Annotated in this window: 14 protein-coding genes and 1 pseudogene; 5 read left to right on the forward strand and 10 right to left on the reverse strand. The window is 66.5% G+C overall.

Going from position 1 to position 19,043, the window contains the following annotated elements:
* Positions 1-32: 32 nt before the first annotated feature.
* The 6 genes from AWC25_RS17285 to AWC25_RS17310 all read right to left on the reverse strand — a co-directional run bounded on the left by AWC25_RS17285 (position 33) and on the right by AWC25_RS17310 (position 7,271).
* A complete protein-coding gene (locus AWC25_RS17285) occupies positions 33-869 on the reverse strand; it encodes a universal stress protein (RefSeq protein WP_142278903.1) in 837 nt (278 codons plus the stop codon).
* Positions 870-874: 5 nt separating this feature from the next.
* Entirely contained in the window at positions 875-1,885 is a 1,011-nt protein-coding gene (locus AWC25_RS17290; RefSeq protein ID WP_232327038.1) for a cytochrome d ubiquinol oxidase subunit II, read from the reverse strand.
* Positions 1,882-3,306, reverse strand: coding sequence for a cytochrome ubiquinol oxidase subunit I (locus AWC25_RS17295; RefSeq protein WP_069400618.1), 1,425 nt, complete (start codon positions 3,304-3,306; stop codon positions 1,882-1,884). Before AWC25_RS17295 ends, AWC25_RS17290 begins: the two co-directional genes overlap by 4 nt.
* Positions 3,303-5,672 carry an FdhF/YdeP family oxidoreductase gene (locus AWC25_RS17300; RefSeq protein WP_084229344.1) on the reverse strand — a complete coding sequence of 790 codons (2,370 nt, stop codon included), beginning with the start codon at positions 5,670-5,672 and terminating at the stop codon, positions 3,303-3,305. Before AWC25_RS17300 ends, AWC25_RS17295 begins: the two co-directional genes overlap by 4 nt.
* Before the next feature lie 223 nt (positions 5,673-5,895).
* Complete coding sequence (locus AWC25_RS17305) at positions 5,896-6,135, reverse strand: ferredoxin (RefSeq protein ID WP_085167180.1); 240 nt, start codon at positions 6,133-6,135, stop codon at positions 5,896-5,898.
* A gap of 23 nt (positions 6,136-6,158) precedes the next feature.
* Positions 6,159-7,271, reverse strand: a complete 1,113-nt coding sequence (locus AWC25_RS17310; RefSeq protein ID WP_085167164.1) for a 3-ketosteroid-9-alpha-monooxygenase, oxygenase component — start codon at positions 7,269-7,271, stop codon at positions 6,159-6,161.
* Positions 7,272-7,370: 99 nt separating this feature from the next.
* Here AWC25_RS17310 and AWC25_RS17315 point away from each other — a divergent pair, with 99 nt between their 5' ends.
* The gene (locus AWC25_RS17315; protein WP_085167165.1) at positions 7,371-9,068 is read left to right on the forward strand and encodes a 3-ketosteroid-delta-1-dehydrogenase; all 1,698 of its coding nucleotides are present in this window, start codon (positions 7,371-7,373) and stop codon (positions 9,066-9,068) included.
* On the opposite strand, the gene AWC25_RS17320 is transcribed toward AWC25_RS17315, so the two are convergent.
* A complete protein-coding gene (locus AWC25_RS17320) occupies positions 9,065-9,742 on the reverse strand; it encodes a PadR family transcriptional regulator (RefSeq protein WP_069400621.1) in 678 nt (225 codons plus the stop codon). The genes AWC25_RS17315 and AWC25_RS17320 overlap by 4 nt on opposite strands.
* A gap of 235 nt (positions 9,743-9,977) precedes the next feature.
* Here AWC25_RS17320 and AWC25_RS17325 point away from each other — a divergent pair, with 235 nt between their 5' ends.
* From AWC25_RS17325 to AWC25_RS17335, 3 genes and pseudogenes are all read left to right on the forward strand, one after another.
* Positions 9,978-11,129 carry an alkene reductase gene (locus tag AWC25_RS17325; protein WP_443677276.1) on the forward strand — a complete coding sequence of 384 codons (1,152 nt, stop codon included), beginning with the start codon at positions 9,978-9,980 and terminating at the stop codon, positions 11,127-11,129.
* A gap of 93 nt (positions 11,130-11,222) precedes the next feature.
* Positions 11,223-14,768 (forward strand): carboxylic acid reductase, encoded by a 3,546-nt coding sequence (gene car, locus AWC25_RS17330; protein WP_085167167.1) that lies wholly within the window; start codon positions 11,223-11,225, stop codon positions 14,766-14,768.
* 26 nt (positions 14,769-14,794) lie between these two features.
* Positions 14,795-15,720 (forward strand): annotated as a pseudogene (locus AWC25_RS17335) (TIGR03564 family F420-dependent LLM class oxidoreductase).
* A 3-nt stretch (positions 15,721-15,723) separates the two neighbouring features.
* On the opposite strand, the gene AWC25_RS17340 reads toward AWC25_RS17335, so the two are convergent.
* Complete coding sequence (locus AWC25_RS17340; protein WP_085167181.1) at positions 15,724-16,542, reverse strand: hypothetical protein; 819 nt, start codon at positions 16,540-16,542, stop codon at positions 15,724-15,726.
* Positions 16,543-16,595: 53 nt separating this feature from the next.
* Positions 16,596-16,766 (reverse strand): hypothetical protein, encoded by a 171-nt coding sequence (locus AWC25_RS27025; protein ID WP_198166657.1) that lies wholly within the window; start codon positions 16,764-16,766, stop codon positions 16,596-16,598.
* A 222-nt stretch (positions 16,767-16,988) separates the two neighbouring features.
* On the opposite strand from AWC25_RS27025, the gene AWC25_RS17345 reads away from it, so the two are divergent.
* Complete coding sequence (locus AWC25_RS17345) at positions 16,989-18,116, forward strand: FAD-dependent oxidoreductase (protein ID WP_069400624.1); 1,128 nt, start codon at positions 16,989-16,991, stop codon at positions 18,114-18,116.
* A gap of 54 nt (positions 18,117-18,170) precedes the next feature.
* Here the strand turns inward: AWC25_RS17345 and AWC25_RS17350 are convergent, their stop codons facing one another.
* Positions 18,171-18,869 carry a GAF and ANTAR domain-containing protein gene (locus AWC25_RS17350; RefSeq protein WP_085167168.1) on the reverse strand — a complete coding sequence of 233 codons (699 nt, stop codon included), beginning with the start codon at positions 18,867-18,869 and terminating at the stop codon, positions 18,171-18,173.
* Positions 18,870-19,043: the final 174 nt, after the last annotated feature.

Genomic DNA, 19,043 nt, shown 5'->3' on the forward strand with positions numbered 1-19,043 from the left:
TGGGGCGCTGCGTCGACGCGAATTCGGCATTCTCACGCCTGCCGGGTGTGGACGTGAGCCCGGCGGGCCACCAACACCGGTGCCCGCACGGAACCGAGCACCGTACATGTCAACGGCCCCAACCGAAGCCCCGAAAACCCTTGAGCCGCACGGTCACAGATCACAATCAGTTGCGTCGCCCGGGAAACCTCGCGCAGTGGAACGTCGCTGCACGCATAGCTCTGCACGGAACGCACGGTGACGTCGGGATAGCGGCCGCGGTGCGGCTGCAGGTATTCGTCAGCCAGCTCTCCGATCGGTGCCAGTACCCCGGCCACCGGGAACCGCTCGCGCTGGATCGCTCGGTTCGGGCTGTAGACCGTGACCAGATCAACACCGCGACGGGAGGCTTCCTGAAACCCGACGTCGACCGCTACCTCGCAACTCGGGCAGGACTCAACGGGCACCAGCACGGGCAGATTCGGGTGCCATCGGTCGACGTCGTGGATCACCAGCACGGGGCAGCGCGCATGCTGCACCAACCGGGCGGGTGCCGAACGCATCAGGTTGTCGGCGGCGTGGCGCTGGTAACCCGCGCCGAGGATCAAAAGGTCGGCGTAATCCGAGAGACCGAGGAGCGCCCAGATCACCAGTCCATCAACGATTTCCAGCTCAATGGAGCTCGTGCATCGGGTCTCGATGGCGTCCGCGGCCGCCACCAATGCGGGCCACACCAGGTCCCGTCGCATACCGGGCTTCCTGATGGCGACCAGCGTGAGGGTGACCTCGCGCAGCGAGGCTTCGCGCGCCGCCCATTCGACAGCTGCGGGTGAGGACAGCGACCCGTTGACGACGACGACGACACCCCGAGGGTGGGCGGGTACGTTCACCTCGATCACCTTTGTTGAGGGTCATCCACGGCACTGGGCACCGCGGCGAGCCGAAACAGCGCTAACAATGGTGGCAGCACCAAAACGACCGCGGCGCAAGCCACCGCGACGAGAATGGCCAACGTGGCGCGGGGGGCGGCGGCCTCCCCGACGGTCAGGTGCGTCCCCAGCAGATTCGGATACTGCGAGACACCCCAGCCGGCTACCACGGCCGCGACCGCCGCAGCGGCCGTCTCCCGCACCCCGACAAAGCGTTGGCGCATCAGCATTCCGATGCTGGCCACACCGCCGAGGCCGGCGGCAGTGACCAGGGGCAGTCCCACATGCGTCAGGTCCGTGAAGAGCCGCGGCGCATCGGCACGCAGGATCGCGATGCCGACCAAACTCACCGCACCACTTGCCCCGCCCGCGGCCAGCGCCCGGCGGCGGAAGTAACCGGTCAACTTTTCGTCGCCAGCACGACTGGCCGCGACCGTCAGGTACGTGGCTGCCAGGAATGCGCATGCCAGAACCGCCAGCACACCACCGAGTGCGCTCGCCGGGTTCACCCAGCTGCGGACCGGGTCACCGTATCCGCCCGACGGCACCCGTCCGGATGCGACGGCGCCCGCAATGGCGCCGAAGCAGTACGGCGTCAGGACCGACGATGCCGCGAACACAACTCCGTAGAACCGTCGCTCGGGGGTGACCATTGTTTCCTTGCGGAAGGCGAAGCCAGCCCCCCGCAACACAATTCCCAGCGCCGCCACCATCAGGGGTAGGTACAGCGTGGTGGTGATCGCGGCGAAGGCGGTAGGGAAGCCGCTCCACAGCATAACGATGCTGTAGATCAACCAGATGTGATTGGCTTCCCACACCGGCGCTACACAGGAGTCGATGAGGGCCCGCGGCGCTTTGCCCCGCTGCGTCCCGCCGGCGGCGAGGTCCCAAAACCCGGCACCGAAGTCGGCACCGCCGAGCACGGCGTAGGAAACCACTCCGACGAACAGCAGCACCGCGACCAGTCCGGCCATCATGACACCAGCTCTTCAGAGCGGTTGCCGCCGAAGCGTTTTGGACCGTACGGCACGGCGACGGCGTCGTCACCGTCGTCTTGCCAGCGCCGCGCCATCGATCGCAGCACCGCTATCGCGGCGGTCCCCACGGCGGCGTAAATGACCACCACCCCCGCGAACATCGGCCACAGATTGCCGTGCGTGGTGACCGCATCCCGCGTCAGGAGCAGACCCACGACCGTCCAGGGTTGACGCCCGACCTCGGTGACCACCCAGCCGCTTTCCATCGAGACAACGGAAATAGCCCCACAGATCGACGCCGCCCGGAGGAACCAGCGGTTGGTGGTGAGCGTCGTTCGGTGGCGCCACCACAGCCACGCGAACCACACCCCCGATCCCAACAGCAGGGCCGTCGTGCCGACCATGGTGTCGAACGCCAGGTGCACGATGTTGACCAGGTGGTCGGGGGGACGGACATCGACCGGAATCAGGTCCAGACCCCTGATGACGGTCGACGGTTTGAAACCGGCCAACTGCGAGGCCATATCGGGAATCGGCACTCCGCCTTGCACTTTGCCGTCGACCAGGACACCCCCCAACGTTTCCGGGACGTGACTTCCGGTGGTGGGCAGGAGCTCGATGGCCGCGAATTTGGCCGGTTCCTCCTTGTAGACGTGTCGGGCAATCAGGTCGCCCAACACCACCTGCACCGGGAGGCCGACGGCAGCCGTGGTGAACCCGATCACCAGGCCCAGCTGGTGATAGCGCGTCCGGCGGCCGCGCAGGATGCCGGTGGCGTAAACACCGGCGACGACGAAGCCGGCGACGATATAGGCGGCCGTGAGCATGTGGAGGAACTCCAGCCAGAACGCGTTGTTGAAGAACACCAGGGCGGGCTCGACCGCCACGAGTTTGCCGTCGCGCATGGTGATTCCGCCGGGTCGGTTCATCCAGCCGTTGGCGGCGACGACGGCGGCCGCGCCGCCCGCGCTGGCGATCGAGACGACGACGCCGGAGGCGAAGTGAAGGCGAGTGCCCAGCCGGTCCCAGCCGTAGATATAGATGGAGACGAAGATGGCCTCCAGGAAGAAGAACAGGCCCTCGATCGCGAACGGGAACCCGAAGGCCGGACCGTATTGCTTCATCAGGCCGGGCCACAGAATGCCCATCTCGAACTGCAGCACGGTGCCCGAGACGGCCCCGACCGCAAACAATACGGCGGCGACCTTCGACCACCGCCGGGCCAGTAGTAGTGCCGCGCGGTCGTTGTGGCGCACACCTCGGTAGTGGGCGATGAGCATCAGTGTGGTCAGCGCGACCCCGAAAGGCACCAGGATGATGTGGAATCCAAGGGTGAACGCCATCTGCTCTCGGGCGGGGAGCAGTTGCTGCGGGTCTCCAGCCGCGAGCCAAACGCGCGCGGCAAAACTGGGCGCTGTCATGAGATGCCTGAATGCGTTGTCGGGGCGGGGCTGCGGCTCACACGCACCTTGATGTTCTTCATCAACGGTTGGTTGCTTTGGGTGCTGTAATCACCGGCTGCGATCAGAGCGTTCATCTCCGGCATGTAGCCGGCGGCACAGCCTCGCGGCAGGTCGTAGTCGACGGCCCGGTAGCGCTGTAACGTGCGCTGGCTACCGTCGCGGGCCGTGGCCACGATGTCGACCGGAGTTCCCGGTTCAATGTGGCGGGCCCGCATGTCGTCGCGGTTCATCAGGATGAGGGTGCGCAGGTTGGCAATCCCGCGATAGCGGTCGTTGTCGGAATAGATCGTGGTGTTCCACTGGTCATGGCTGCGCATCGTCTGCAGGATCAGGACGTCGTCATCCAGGGGTGCTTGGGGCAACGGAGCACTAGAGAATTCCGCCCGGCCGGAGGGTGTCAAGAAGACCAACTCGCGCGCGGGCTGACGGATCCGGAAACCCAGCGGCAGGCGCACACGGCGGTTGAAATCCTCGAACCCGTCGAGCACCTGGGCCATCGTGTCGCGGATGCGGTCGTAGTCTTCGATGTAGGACTCCCACGGTGTCTTGCTGCCGGGCAGCGTGGCGCGGGCGATGCCGGCAATGATGGCCGGTTCGGATAAAAGGTGCGGCGAGGCAGGCTTTTTCATCCCCACCGACAGGTGCACCATGCTCATGGAGTCCTCCACGGAGGTGGCTTGCAGGCCGCGTTTTTGGTGGTCCTTCTCGGTGCGGCCCAGACAAGGCAGGATCAGCGCCTGCTGCCCGTGTACCAGGTGGCTGCGGTTGAGCTTGGTGCTGACGTGCACGGTCAGCGTGCAGCGCCGCAGGCCCCGAAAGGTGTAATCGGTGTCGGGGGCGGCCAGCGCGAAATTGCCGCCCATGCCGACGAATACCTTGACGCGCTCGTCGTTCATCGCGGCGATGGTGTCGACCGTGTCCATCCCGTGTTCGCGAGGGGGTTCGATGTGACAGACGGTCGCAAGCCGGTCCAGAAATTCCGGGGCCGGACGGTGGTCGATGCCGCAGGTGCGGTTGCCTTGCACGTTGCTGTGCCCGCGCACCGGCGACGGGCCGGCACCCTCGCGGCCTAGATTCCCCCGCAGCAGAAGGACATTGATGATCTCGCGGATGGCGTCGACGCCGTGCTCATGCTGGGTGACCCCCAGACACCAACTGATCAGGGTGCGGTCCGACCGGGAGTACACCTCCGCGGCTTTCAAGATGTCGGCGCGGCTCAGCCCAGATTGCAGTTCGAGTTCTGTCCAACTGGTGGACTCGCAGACAGCGCGGTACTCCTCGAATCCTTCGGTGTAGCGGGCGATGAACTCGTGATCGAGTGCCTTGGGATTGCGCCGGCCTTCCTCCAGCACCGCCTTGGCGATCCCGCGCATCAGCGCCATGTCTCCCCCGGCCCGCACCTGCAGGTTCAGCGTGCTGGTCCGGGTGGCCTTGAACATCGCCATCTGCCCGATCTCATGAGGGACGATGGTCCGCGTTGCCGCGGCCTCGACGAGCGGATTGACGTGCACGATCTGTGCGCCCCGGCGATACGCTTCGGCCAGCGCGGTCAGCATGCGCGGAGCGTTGGACGCCGCGTTGACGCCCATGATGAACAGGGCATCGGCCGTCTGCCAGTCCTTGAGGTCGGCCGTTCCCTTGCCGGTCCCGATCGCGGCCTGCAGCGCGCGCCCGGAAGCTTCGTGGCACATGTTGGAGCAGTCGGGCAGGTTGTTGGTGCCGAACTCGCGGGCGAACAGTTGATAGAGGAACGTGGCCTCGTTGCCCAGCCGGCCCGAGGTGTAGAACGCCGCCTGGTTGGGATTGTCGAGGGCACGCAGTTCCCGACCAACCAGGTCGAAGGCGTCCCGCCAGCTGATCGGGCGGTAGCGGTCGCTCGAGGCGTCGTAGACCAGGGGTTCGGTGAGCCGACCCTGGTCTTCCAGAGCGAAATCCGACCACCCAGACAACTCCGTGACGGTGTGCTGCGCGAAGAACTCCGCGGTCACCCGCTTGGAGGTCATCTCCCAGGTGACGTGTTTGATGCCGTTTTCGCAGATGTCGAGGCGTAGGCCCTTGGTGTCGTCCGGCCATGCGCAGCCGGGACAGTCAAATCCGCCGTTCTCGTGGTTCATCCGGTGGATGGCTCGCGCTCCGTCGACCACAGCGTGTTCCCGAAGCAGGAACTGGGTCACGCTCTTGGCCGCCCCCCAGCCGGCGGCCGGATGGTGGTAGGGGTGGTGGCTTGGCGTTTTGCCGGGAGCCGGGCCGTCACCACCGAGAGATGTTGGCGCCGTGTCCAATTCGTCATCGCGAGCGGACCGTCCGTCCACTGGTGCAGCCATCGCCACCGCTCCTTCCCGCGGTTCCGCACGGTCGACACGGCGGCGACGGGGCCGAGATGTCGGGAACCGCGCCGCCAATGCTTCAGCAAACGCGGGGGTGGTGAATAGAGTCGTTTGACTCAGCCGCAAGCAGGCCCCGGCGCGAGGTAGCGATCCGCCGGCGCTCGTTCACCCCGGCGTTGAGCCAGAAACGCCCCGCGTGAAGCAACCAACGTCGCCCCGATCACTCGTCGACGATGGCCAACTCCCCGCGCCGTACCGCCTCGATGATCGATTCACGCAGCGCCGAACACACCAGGAACACACCGCGATTCGCATGCGGAGCGACCTGTTGAGCGGCCACGCGTTCGGCGCACCGCTCGGCCGCCTCGGCGTTCCACTGCACACTGGTCTGATTCCAGGTGCTCTTGCGGACCAGCACCCTGGCTGCGCAGCGACCGCACGTCACCGGCACCATCGGCATCTCGTCGAGCCGATTGTCCGTTCTCACCTGACCGCCAGGTTGGCTTCGACCTCTTTCATCCAGGCCTGGTAGGGCCGGGTGGTGTCGAGTTCGAACTCGAAGCGGTCCACCATATCCGGCTCCACGTCCGCGACGTCGACATAGAACTGCTGATACCACCGCCGCAACTGGTAGACCGGGCCATCCTCCTCGACCAGCAGCGGGTTGTCGATGCGCGCCTTGTGCCGCCAGATCGCGACGTCCTGCTCGAAACCCAATTTGATGTAGTCGCCCAACGTGATCGCGGTCTGCATGGCCTGATCGCCGGGCAGCGCCTCGGACTTCTTGACGATGATGCCGTATTGCAGCACAAAAGAATTCGAGTCAATCGGGTAGTGACAGTTGATGAGAATCGATTCAGCGTCGCCGTGCTCGTAGTGATAGGTCAGGTCGTCGATCATGAAAGACGGGCCATAGTAGGATGCGACCGAGGTGTTGCCCAGCATGCGGGAACCCTCTGCACCGGCCAGGTCGGGTCGGCCTTCGCCGTTCATATATTGCGTCGCGACGTGTCCCTCGAAGATGTTCTTGAAATAGGTCGGCAGCGCGCCGTGGATGTAGTAGAAGTGCGCCATATCGACGACGTTGTCGATGATTTCGCGACAGTTGCTGTGCACCACGGTGGTGTACCAATGCCAGTCCGTCCAGCCGTCGCTGGTGGCCCCTTCGATGCGCGGAATGGTGACCTCCGGCGGCGGCGGGTTGCGCTCCGGGTCATTCCAGACGAAGAGCATGCCGTCCTGTTCCAGAGTGGTCCAGGTTGCGGTGCGGGCTGACCGGGGGGCGCGCCGCGCGTAGGGCACCCGCTTGCAGCGGCCGTCGCCGCCCCATCGCCAGTCGTGAAACGGACAGGCGATCTCGTCGCCCTTGACCTCGCCCTGGGAGAGGTCGCCGCCCATGTGCCGGCAGTAGCTGTCCAGCACATTGAGCTTGTCGTCGCCGCCGCGGAACACGACGAGTTTCTGGCCGAAGGCGTTGACGGCGTGCGGCTTTCCGTCACCGAACTGTTTGATCAGGCCCAGGCAATGCCAGCCCCGGGCGAACCGCGTCGGTACGGCTTGGGCTTCGATGAGCCGGACTTCGTCGGTGTCCTGCATCCAACCGATTCAACTCTCCCGGCGCCCCGTGCGGGAGAGCTGTTCCACTCATCAGGACGGCTATTCCTGCACTGCTGCGCCCGGGCCTACGGTTTCGGCGTGACCCCGGATGGCGCGACGATCCCGCCCGGGCTGGCCGTCGCCGACACCACCGTTGACCTGCTGATCGTCGGCTCGGGCACCGGAATGGCGGCGGCGCTGTCCGCGCACGAACTCGGGCTGTCGGTGCTGATCGTGGAGAAGGCGGCGCACGTGGGCGGATCGACCGCCAGATCCGGTGGAGCGCTGTGGCTGCCCGCCGGTCCGATGCTGCGGGCCGCCGGCGACACCGAGGAGGACGCCGCGACCTACCTCGACGCGGTCGTCGCGGGCTCGGCACCCCGGGCGCGTTGGGAGGCGTTCCTGTCCCATGTTTGCCCGGCGGTTGCGATGCTGGGGCGGCAGACGACCCTGCGGTTCTTCTGGGCTCGCGACTACTCCGACTATCACCCCGAGGAACCCGGGGGCAGCGCCGCGGGGCGCACCTGTGAATGCCACCCCTTCGACACGTCGCTGCTCGGCGCGTACCGCACTCGCTTGGAGCCGGGCCTGATGGAGGCGGCGGTCCCGATCCCGACGACGGGTGCCGACTATCGCTGGATGAATCTCGTCGCGCGCGTCCCGGGCAAGGGCATTCCGACGTTCGCCAAGCGGCTGGCGCAGGGCGTGGGCGGCCGGTTGCTGGGCCGCCACTACGCCGCGGGCGGCCAGGGTCTGGCGGCCGGCCTGTTCGCCGGTGTGCTACGGGCGGGCATCCCGGTGTGGACCGATGCTCCCCTGCTGCGCCTGCACGGCGACGGCGACCGCGTCCGGGGCGCGGTCGTGCAGCACGGTGGCCGGGAGGTGCTGATCACCGCACGCCGCGGTGTCGTGCTGGCCACCGGCGGGTTCGACCACAGCATGGACATGCGGTGGAAATTTCAGTCCGAGTCGCTGGGCGCGCACCTGAGCCTGGGGGCGGCGGCCAACACCGGTGACGGGATCCGCGCCGGGCAGGAACGCGGCGGCGGCATCGGTCTGATGGACCAGGCCTGGTGGTTCCCGGCGGTCGCGCCGCTGCCCGGCGCGGCCCCCGCGGTCATGCTGGCCGAACGGTCACTTCCGGGCAGCCTGATCGTGGACCAGCACGGCCGTCGCTTCGCCAACGAATCGTCGGACTACATGTCCTTCGGTCAACGGCTGCTCGGGCTGGAGCGGTCCGGCAGCCCCGTCGAAACCATGTGGATCATCTTCGACCAGCACTACCGCAACAGTTATGTCTTTGGGGCGCAAGTATTTCCCCGCATGCGCATCCCGCGCGCGTGGTACGACGCCGGCATTGCCGCTCGGGGCGACGACTTCGCGCAACTGGCGGCCCGGATCGGATTGCCGGTACCGGAGTTCACCGCCACCATCAACCGCTTCAACCGCAATGCTGCCGCCGGTGAAGATCCCGACTTCGGCCGCGGCCGCAGTGCCTACGACCGGTACTACGGCGACCCGACGATATCGCCCAACCCCAACCTGCGTGCGCTGACCAAGGGTCCGTTCTACGCGGTGCGGATGGTGTTGAGCGACCTGGGCACGTGCGGCGGGTTGACCGTCGATCACCGGGGACGGGTGCTGCGCGAGGACGGCGCCGTCATCGACGGGCTGTGGGCCGTCGGCAACACCGCCACCAACGTGTTCGGCACGACGTACCCGGGCGCGGGTGCGACCATCGCGCAGGGACTGGTCTACGGCTACATCGCGGCCCGTGACGCCGCGGGCACCGGTTAATCGGCTTCGCGCCTGGCCTTGACCTGCCGTTCCACCTCGCGCCAGTAACCCGGCGTGGTCCGGGGCTTACCGTAGCCACCCTTGGGTGCGGTCTGCAGGATGCCGTCGGCCTCGTCGATCTCCTTCATCAACTCCAGCGCGAACTCGCGCTCAGCCGCGTAGTACTTGGCCGCCCAGCGCAGCGCGAGCACCGAATACGCCCATGCCGGTTCGGCCTCGGCGCCCTCGGCGTCCTCGACTGCCTTACGATGCCTGGCCTCGGCGTAGGCCACGTGTTCTTGCAGCAGTTCCTTGAGCCGCGCCGGGTTGCTCAGATGGCCGAACGTGATGCGCAGCAGCACACCGTGTTTGAGGACCGGCGCATCCACCGGCGCATGATTGGTCCATGCGGTGACGGCGTCCATGCCCGCCGGGGTGATCTTGTAGAGGCGGCGGCTGCGGATCCCCTCGTCACGTTCGACGCGCGACGTGACCAGCCCCAGCCCTTCGAGTTTCTTGAGCTCGGTGTAGATCTGGCTGAACGACGGGCTCCAGTAGTAGAGGTCGACGCTCCAGTCGATCCACTTCTTCAGGTCGTAACCCGATACTTCCTCTTCGTAGGACATCATGCCCAGCAGCGCCCAGCTCGTGCCCGCCAGCATCGCCTTCCCCGGCTTTCCGCTGGTCTCCGCCATGGCGCCAGGTTAACAACGGCGCGAGTGTGGGAACGGCACACTGACCGCTGGCCGGGACAGGGCCGCCGCGCCGATGCCCCGGGCGTCCTAGGACGCTCCTCCTAGGCGATAGGACATGTGTCGTAGCCGGGACGGTCGGCCGACTACACCATAGAGGTCGTCCGCACGTTTAACGGGGCAGTCGGGCGTCCGTATCTCGTGGCAGGGCAAAACCCGACGAAAGGTACGGACAATCGTGGCTCGAAGATTCGCTGTTGCCGGTCTCAGACAACCCTTCTTCCTGGCCCTCGCGGCCGATGACGCAACAGAGCCGCGGTTGCTGCGTCCCGGCCATCCTTTACTGGCCCCGCTCCAGCTCGGTGCGCTGTACGCGCCCAACCGAATCCTGATGGCCCCGATACCGCGGACCCGTGCAACCGACGACGGCGTCCCCACCCGGCTGATGGCCGAGTACTATGCCCAGCGCGCCAGTGCCGGCCTGATCATCACCGAGGGTGCCTTTCCGTCGGCGCGCGGCCAGGCGTATCCCAACCAGCCCGGATTGCATACCGCCGCGCAGCAAGCAGGATGGGAGCGCGTCGCCGAAGCCGTTCATGCGTCCGGCGGTCGAATCGTCATGCAGCTCATGCACTCTGGGCGGATCTCGCACCCGGAGATTTTGGGCGGCGAGCGTCCCGTGGCGCCCTCGGCGGTCAAACCGCCCGGCGGCGTGCACACCGCCACCGGCAACCGGCCCTTCGTGATTCCTGATGAACTCACGTTCGGCGAAATACAGGACGTGATCGCCGATTTCGTCGCGGCCGCACGCCGCGCCCGGGCCGCCGGAGCCGACGGCGTGGAGATCGATGCGGCAAACGGCTACCTGCTCAGCCAATTCCTGAGCTATGACGCGAACTATCGGCGCGACGCCTACGGCGGGTCCGCACAGGACCGCGCACGGCTGCCCAGCGAGGTGATTCGCGAAGTCGCGAACGCGATCGGACCGGGCCGGGTCGGCTTGCGCATCTCCCCCGGCAACCCCGAGAACGACATCCACGAGCCCGACCTCGAGGCCCACCTGATCCTGGCCAAGAACGCCCGCGATCTGGGATTGGCGTACCTGCACGTGCGGGTGGCCCCCGAAAGCCCGATCTTCTCCTGGTTGCGTCGCCGCTGGCCGGATCGCCTCCTGCTCAACCGCGCGTTCCAGACCACGACGACCCGCGAGCAGGCGGTCGACGTCGTCACCGACGGCACCGCCGACGCGGTGACCATCGGGCGTGCCTACGTCGCCAATCCCGATCTGGTGCGCCGCTGGACGGACGGCGCCGAACTCAACGTGCCGCGCATGCAATTCCTCTACACCGGTGGCGCGACGGGTTATACGGACTATCCGTCCATGTCCTGAGGAGTAACCAAGGTCACACCCGAGGGCGTACACCCCAACTCGTCCGGCCGGAGTTCTGCCTCGAAGAACAGATAAAGACGGAAGGACACCCCCATGACGAGCGGTCCGCTTCACGACCTGTCCATCTCCGACATCCGGGACGACCAGGCCGAGCAACTGGCCCGGCGAGCGGGCGAACTGTTCCACACCGACCCGCAGTTCCGCGCCGCCACCCCGCTGCCCGCGGTTACCGGGGCGGCGTGTGCGCCGGATCTTCGGCTCACCGAAATTCTGCAGACGATCGTCGAAGGCTACGCCGACCGGCCGGCATTGGGCGAACGTGCCCGCGAATTGGTCACCGATACAACGGGCCGGACCAAGGTCCGGCTGCGGCCACGCTTCGACACGGTCAGCTACCGCGAGCTATGGGACCGGGTACGCGCGATAGCCGCCGCCTGGCGGCACGACACCGAGAACCCGGTCCTCCCAGGCGATGTCGTGGCGACGGTCGGGTTCTCCAGCGCCGATTACCTGGTCGTCGACATGGTATGCGCCTACCTCGGCCTGGTCACCGTGCCGCTGCAACACAACGCGCCGGTGTCCAGACTGCGGCCGATCATGGCGGAATGTGAACCGAAAATTCTCGCGGTCAGCGCCGAATACCTCGATCTGGCAGCCGAATCCGCGTTGACCAGTTCGTCATTGCGGCAGCTGATGGTGTTCAACTATCGACCCGATGTCGACCAACAGCGGGAAGACTTCGAGAAGGCATGTATTCGTTTGCAGGGCAACGGGGCTCGCGTGGCCGTCACGACCGTCGATGACACCGTTGAGCGCGGCAGCGGCCTGCCGGCGGGCCCGGCGTTCACCGACGACACCGACGAACGTCTGGCAATGATCATGTACACCTCGGGTAGCACCGGGACACCCAAGGGCGCCATGTACACCGAACGGATGGTCGCCAAGATCTGGACATCCGGATCGTTCTTGCCGGGCGACCTGCCGGTGATCAACGTCAACTTCATGCCGCTCAACCACATCGGCGGTCGGCTGCCGCTCGCGTCGGCGTTCCTCACCGGGGGCACCAGCTACTTCGTCCCGGAAACCGACCTTTCCAGCCTCTTCGACGATTGGGCATTGGTGCGGCCGACCGAGCTGGGGATGGTGCCACGGGTGGCCGAAATGCTGTACCAGCATTACCGCAACACCATCGACCGCGGGATCGCCGACGGCGCCGATTCCGCCACCGCGGAGCGAGACGCCGCGGACGAGCTGCGGGAGCGGGTGTTGGGCGGCCGGGTGCTGGGCGGCTTTGTCGGCAGCGCGCCGCTGTCCGGCGAGATGAAGTCGTTCTTGGATCGGGTACTTCAAACCCACATCACGGACGGGTACGGCCTGACCGAGACCGGCATCGTCGCCCGTGACGGCATGATCAATCGCAAGCGGGTGATCGACTACAAGCTCGTCGACGTCCCCGAACTCGGCTATTTCGGCACCGATCGGCCGTACCCGCGGGGCGAATTGCTGGTCAAGACGGACACAATGACGCCCGGCTATTTCAAACGCCCCGAACTCACCACGCAGGTCTTCGACGAGGATGGCTTCTACCGGACCGGCGACGTCGTCGCCGAGATCGAACCCGACCGCGTGACCTACGTCGATCGCCGCAACAACGTCCTCAAGCTGTCCCAGGGCGAATTCGTTGCGGTGGCGACGCTGGAATCGGTGTACGCCGCCGCCGCGTTGGTGCGACAGATCTTCATCTACGGCAACAGCGAACGGCCGAGTCTGCTGGCGGTGATCGTGCCGACGCCCGAGGCGCTGGCCGAGTACGGCAACAGCGCGGCGCTGAAAACCGCGCTACACCAGTCACTTCAGCAAAGCGGATCCGCCGCGCAGCTGCAGTCCTACGAGGTGCCCGTCGACTTCATCCTCGAAACCGAGCCCTTCACCGCCGACAACGGATTGCTGTCCGGCTTGGGCAAGCAGCTTCGCCACCGGCTCAAAGACCGCTACGGCCAGGAACTCGAGCGACTTTACACCGACATCGCGGCCGCGCAGGTCGACGAGATCCGGGCGCTGCGCGAAAGCGCCGAGCACCGTCCGGTGGTGGAAACCCTCTCGGGGGCCTGCCGTGCTCTGCTCGGCACGTCCGGCGCCACCGCCGACGTCCATTTCACCGACCTCGGTGGAGACTCCTTGTCGGCGTTGAGCTTTTCGCATCTGCTCGAGGGAATCTTCGACGTCGAGGTTCCGGTTTCGGTGATCACCAGCCCCGCCAACAACATCGGCAAGATCGCGGATTACATCGAGGCGCGACGCGGCGCGGTCAGCCAGCGCCCGACCGCGGTGGCGGTGCATGGCCGCGGCGCGACCGCGATTGCCGCCGCCGACTTGACGTTGGACAAGTTCCTCGACGCCCAAACTCTGGACGCCGCACCGTCATTGCCGCGGGCCACGAGCACGCCGCAGACGGTCCTGCTGACCGGTGCCAACGGGTGGTTGGGACGGTTCCTGACGCTGGAGTGGCTGCAGCGGCTCTCCGTGCCGGGCGGCAAACTGATCACGATCGTGCGCGGCCGAAACGCCGACGAGGCCCGAACCCGGTTGGCGGACGCTTTCGACAGCGGCGATCCGGCGCTGATGCACCGCTTCCGCGAGCTTACCGCGCACCTCGAGGTGGTGGCCGGTGATATCGCGGAGCAGGATCTGGGCCTGGACGGCGCCGCCTGGCAACGGTTGGCCGACACCGTCGACCTGATCGTGCATCCGGCGGCCCTGGTCAACCATGTGCTGCCATACGACCAGTTGTTTGGACCCAATGTTGTTGGTACAGCAGAGGTTATTCGCCTCGCTCTTACCACCCGGATCAAACCGGTCAGCTATCTGTCCACGATTGCGGTGGCGATGAGCGCGGCGCCCGGTGAGTTTGTCGAGGATGGCGACATCCGCGTGATCAGCCCTACCCGGGCGATCAACGACGACTACGCCAACGGCTATGCCAACAGCAAGTTGGCCGGCGAGGTGCTGCTTCGAGAGGCCCACGACTTGTGCGGCCTGCCGGTCGCGGTGTTCCGCTCCGACATGCTGCTCGCCCATACCCGATACCACGGCCAGGTCAACGTCCCGGATATGTTCTCCCGATTGATCTTCAGCCTGCTCGTGACGGGCATCGCGCCGCATTCGTTCTACGAAGATGACGGACTCGGCAGCCGGGCCCGCGCCCACTACGACGGTCTCCCCGTCGACTTCGTCGCCGAGGCCATCACCGCCATCGGCGCCGGGATCACCGATGGGTACCGGTCGTTCGACGTGATGAACCCCCACGACGACGGAGTGTCAGTGGATGTGTTCGTGGACTGGCTGATTCGCGCCGGCCACGACATTCAACGCATTCCCGATTACGGCGTGTGGCTGGACCGATTCCAGACCGCGCTGACGGGTCTGCCCGAACACCAACGCCAGCACTCGGTCCTGCCGCTGCTGCACGCATTTCGGAAGCCGGAGAAGCCGATCCGGGGCGCCGCCGCCCCGACCGATGCGTTCCGCGCGGCGGTGCGCGCGGGCAAGATCGGGCCCGACCACGACATCCCGCATATCTCGCCGGCACTGATCGGAAAGTACGCGGATGACCTGCGCCGGCTGTCGTTGCTCGGCTGAGTTCACGACACAAGAAGGAGCACACGGTGCAGTTGTCAGTATTTGCCGCTCTCGGAGCGCGAACCGGACAATGGGACATCGATACCTACGTTCAGAGCATCGCGCGGTTCGCCGACGCCGGTTTCACGCGGTATGGTCCGCCCAATTACCTTGGGACGCTGACTTATTCACTGCACAGGCCGTTGCGTTGCGCGAGGTTCCTGCCGTCGAGTTGGGTTCGGCGGTACTGCCCATCCAAGTCGCGCATCCGATGCTGACCGCACAACGGGCACTGACCCTGAACGCGATCGCCGGGGGGCGGTTCAAGCTCGGCCTCGGGGTTAATCACCCGGGCATTAGCACCCAGCTGTGGGGCATCCCATGGGACAAACCGGTGCGACGCATGAGCGAGTACCTGGACGGACTGCTGCCCTTGCTCGCAGGTCAAAAGGCCGACGCCGTCGGGGAACTGGTCACCACGCGCGGCGAGCTTGACATTGCGGGCGCCCCGGCACCAGAGGTTTACCTCGCCGCGATGGGTCCACAAATGTTGCGGCTGGCGGGTCGGCGGTGCGCGGGAACGATCACGTGGATGACCGGCCCGAAGACCTTGGCCAACCACATCGGTCCGACGCTGCGCGACGCCGCGGCCGAGGCGGGCCGCCCCGAAGCAGTCCGAGTGGCCGCCGGGATACCGCTCTGTGTTACCGATGACGTGGCCGGCGCGCGGGCGCGTGCCGCCGAGCAGTTCCGGCTTTACGGCACGCTCCCGTCGTATCGGGCCATGCTGGACCGGGAAGGCTATGCCAGCCCCGAAGACGCGGTCGTGATCGGTGATGAAGGCACCGTGTCCGACCGCATCGAGGAACTACGCTCCGCCGGTGTCGACGAGCTGATCGCATCCCCGTTCGGCGACGATGAGGAATCGATCGCGCGGTCGGTGGCGCTGCTGAAAGCGGTTGCCGGCGTCTGACCCTCACCGGATGTGCAAACCGCGCCGGTGCACCCACAGCACTGCCGCGGCACTTCCGACCACCCAGACCGCCAGCGCGATAACAAGGTGCACAAAGCTTTTCGTGTCACGGCCGAGTACCGGCCAGATCATCGCGGGAAGCTGCGTCCACAACACCCGGTGCTCGACCCCGTTCATCGGGTCCGCGAAGTAGTAGACGACATAGGGCAACATCAACGCGGTGATCCAGCCGCGCACGCGGCGACCGTCATCCCGCTGTCGCCACCGACGCAACAGCGGCTCGACACCGACCGGGTGCAACACCGACAACAGGTTACCCAGCCCGAGCCAGGACACGATGGGAACCGCGACCGTCGGAATCGTGATGGCCAGGCGCTGCGGGGACTCGATCCACAGCGTCAACAGCACCGCGGCCAGCAGGGTGGGCAATCCGACAATGACGAGCAGCGCGAGGTTCTTGATCAACAGCACCCGCCAGAACGGGACACCGTCGGACAAGGCCTGCTGCACGCGGTAGTGATCGGCACCGAGCAGGTTGGTAGTGGTGACATCGGCAAGGACCCACGACGAGAAGTAGGTCCCGACCAAAATGACCCAGTCCTGGTGGCGGCCCGGCGTCAGCGGCTGCACCACCAGCCAGCCGACGGCGAAAACCAGATTGGCCAGCACACCCATCAGCCAGGTGCGTGGCGGCGTGAACGCCCAGCGGATCTCGGCGCACACGGCCGGCCCCAGGCGTAGCTGCAGATCTTGGGCGGCCCTCCTGGCCGCATCCGGACGCGGCGCAGACGCCCGCGCTGTCGCGCGCACCACGGCACGCAGTCGCGACTCGACCAGGTGCTCCTGCTTGACCACGGCGTCTCGGCTTTTCTGGCTTACCCGCGATCTTTGATGGCCGCCGAAAGGAGGCGCCGGTGCAACTCCTCGGTGAGCAGGTGACTGAGCGCGGTGTTGGTCTTCGGCTCGCGGGCCGGCAAGTCGTGGTCGGCTCGCGCCTGCTGGAAGACCGCCTGCCGGTTCTGCCCGATGGTGACGAAGGTCGACAAGATCCGTTCCTTTCTGCCCGTCGTGGTGCGCGCCGCTGGCCCATATTAGTGGCCGACGGCTTCCTCCCCGGCAGGAATAGAACGTGTTACAGTGCTGCCGATCCGCGACCGAGGCGCCGGTCGTCCGGGCATTGCAGGCAAGGAGGCCCGCATGGATCTCGCCGCGGTCCACTCGTGGACCCCCCGCACGGAATTGCCTGCAGCGCAACGGAATTCGGGACGATGACGGCACGTAAGCGCGTTGTGGTCGCCGGTCTTGGCGACGTTGGCCTGCTCACCGCGATCCGGTTGGCAAAGCACGCCGACGTCGTGGGAATCTCCGTCAAGGACGCGTTGGTCAGCGGCCAGGAGCTCGGCGTGCGGCTGTCCCGCCCGGGTGACTGGGCCCGCGACTACTGGATACCGTTTGACCGATTCCGCGGTCTGGACCGGGTGCGCACGGTGCAGGCCGAGCTGACCGGGCTGGACCTGGCCGGCCGGACCGTGTTCGCCCGGGGCAGTGACGGGGCCGCAATCGCCGAAGGATTCGACGCGCTGGTGATCTCGACCGGCGTGACGAACGGCTTCTGGCGTCAACCCATCATCCAGTCAGGCGCCGATGTCGGCGCCGACCTGCACGCCAAACACCAGCGCCTGGCCGTCGCCGGGTCGATCATCGTCATCGGCGGCGGCGCGGCCGCGGTCAGCAGCGCCGTCAACCTGGCCACCACCTGGCCGACGAAACGGATTGACCTGTATTTTCCGGGAGCAGACGCGTTAATCGGGTATCACCCACGGATTTGGAAACGAATCCGGAACCGGCTCGCCGAACTCGAAGTGGGCGTGCACCCGGGACACCGCGCGATCATCGCGAACGGGTCCGCGGACCCGCACATCACGAGTGAACCCGTCCGGTGGAGCACCGGACAACCGCCGGCCGTGGCAGATGCCGTGCTGTGGGCGGTGGGCCGGGTGCGGCCGAACACCGACTGGCTACCGCCGGACATTCTCGACGAGCAGGGCTTTGTTCGCGTGACGCCGGAACTGGAAGTGCCGGGCCACCGCGGGGTGTTCGCCGTGGGTGACGTCGCGGCCAGCGATCCGCAGCGCAGCTCGGCGCGCAATCGCGGGGACGCTCTGGTCGCCCACAACATCCGTGCCGAATTCAGCGGCCGCCGGCTGCGGTCGTTTCGGCCGCCGGGACGCCGGTGGGGTTCGTTGGTGGGCATCCAGCCCAATGGGCTGGAGGTGTTTTTGCCCAGTGGGCACGCGTTCCGCATTCCGCCGTGGCCGGTTCAGCGCATCGTGATGCCCGGCCTCGTTCGGTGGGGCATGTACCGCGGGATCCGGACGAATAATCCGCTTCGATAAACGTTGCGGGGAATGGCTTTTCGTGGGCGCCCGCCGTAAGGGACGCATGGTCACTCAGGTGTTGCGGGTGTCGATAACCCGTTGTGCGACGTCGACCAGGCGCACGTTGGATTCCTGCGACAAGCTGCGCAGCATTTCGAAGGCGCGCACGTCGTCCACGCCGTAACGCTCCATGATGATGCCTTTGGCCTGACCGATGCGGTCGCGGGTCAGCAACGCCGACTGCAGGTTCTCTCCCTCACGGCTGGCCGCCAGCGCGGCGGCGGCGTGTGCGGCCAACACCATGCCGACCGTCTCGGCGTCCGCATCCCACACGTGGGGCCGGAAGCCGAAGACGTTGAGCGCCCCGGCGGTGCGATCCGCGGTGTACAGCTTGAACGACAGTCCGCTGAACACGCCGACCTCGGTCACCGCGGCACTGTATTTCGGCCAGCGCGTCTCTTCGCGGAAGTCGTCGGTGCGCACCAAGGTCTCCTTCAGCGCGGCTTGCATGCACGGCCCTTCGCCCAGGCTCCTTTGCAGCTCGTCCAGCTCGTGCGGCAGGCCCGTGGTGCCGGCGACGGATTCGAACTGGCCGCCCGGGCCGATCAGCAGCACCCCGGCGCTGTCAGCTCCGGGAATCAGCTCGACAACGGCGGTAGTGACCTCCGCCAACACGTCCTCGGTCCGCCGTGGTGCCGCGATGCTACGGGATAATTCGGCCATGCGTTGCGCCAGCAGATGTCGCTCCAATACCGGCTCGTCAGTTTGCATTTCCGTCGCTCCTGGGTACTTGGCTTCACGCAGGGTTCCCAGATACGCGAATGTCGAACATGCCGGCCCGCACTGCCGCGGCGCAACGCCGCGGCCATAGCAGTCGGCGTGATTCCGATCCGGAACAAACGGGAATAGTGAGCGGGTGAGCGAGCCGGGGGTTAGTGCTTTTGA

This window comes from Mycobacterium sherrisii, assembly GCF_002102355.1.
Classification (GTDB): domain Bacteria; phylum Actinomycetota; class Actinomycetes; order Mycobacteriales; family Mycobacteriaceae; genus Mycobacterium; species Mycobacterium sherrisii.

Excerpts from the sequence above, each read along its gene's own strand:
- car (WP_085167167.1), top strand. The coding sequence starts at position 11,223 with ATGACGAGCGGTCCGCTTCACGACCTGTCCATCTCCGACATCCGGGAC.
- AWC25_RS17295 (WP_069400618.1), bottom strand. The coding sequence starts at position 3,306 with ATGACAGCGCCCAGTTTTGCCGCGCGCGTTTGGCTCGCGGCTGGAGAC.
- AWC25_RS17350 (WP_085167168.1), bottom strand. The coding sequence starts at position 18,869 with ATGCAAACTGACGAGCCGGTATTGGAGCGACATCTGCTGGCGCAACGC.
- AWC25_RS17290 (WP_232327038.1), bottom strand. The coding sequence starts at position 1,885 with ATGATGGCCGGACTGGTCGCGGTGCTGCTGTTCGTCGGAGTGGTTTCC.
- AWC25_RS17345 (WP_069400624.1), top strand. The coding sequence starts at position 16,989 with ATGACGGCACGTAAGCGCGTTGTGGTCGCCGGTCTTGGCGACGTTGGC.
- AWC25_RS17305 (WP_085167180.1), bottom strand. The coding sequence starts at position 6,135 with ATGCCGATGGTGCCGGTGACGTGCGGTCGCTGCGCAGCCAGGGTGCTG.
- AWC25_RS17310 (WP_085167164.1), bottom strand. The coding sequence starts at position 7,271 with ATGCAGGACACCGACGAAGTCCGGCTCATCGAAGCCCAAGCCGTACCG.
- AWC25_RS17300 (WP_084229344.1), bottom strand. The coding sequence starts at position 5,672 with ATGGCTGCACCAGTGGACGGACGGTCCGCTCGCGATGACGAATTGGAC.
- AWC25_RS17320 (WP_069400621.1), bottom strand. The coding sequence starts at position 9,742 with ATGGCGGAGACCAGCGGAAAGCCGGGGAAGGCGATGCTGGCGGGCACG.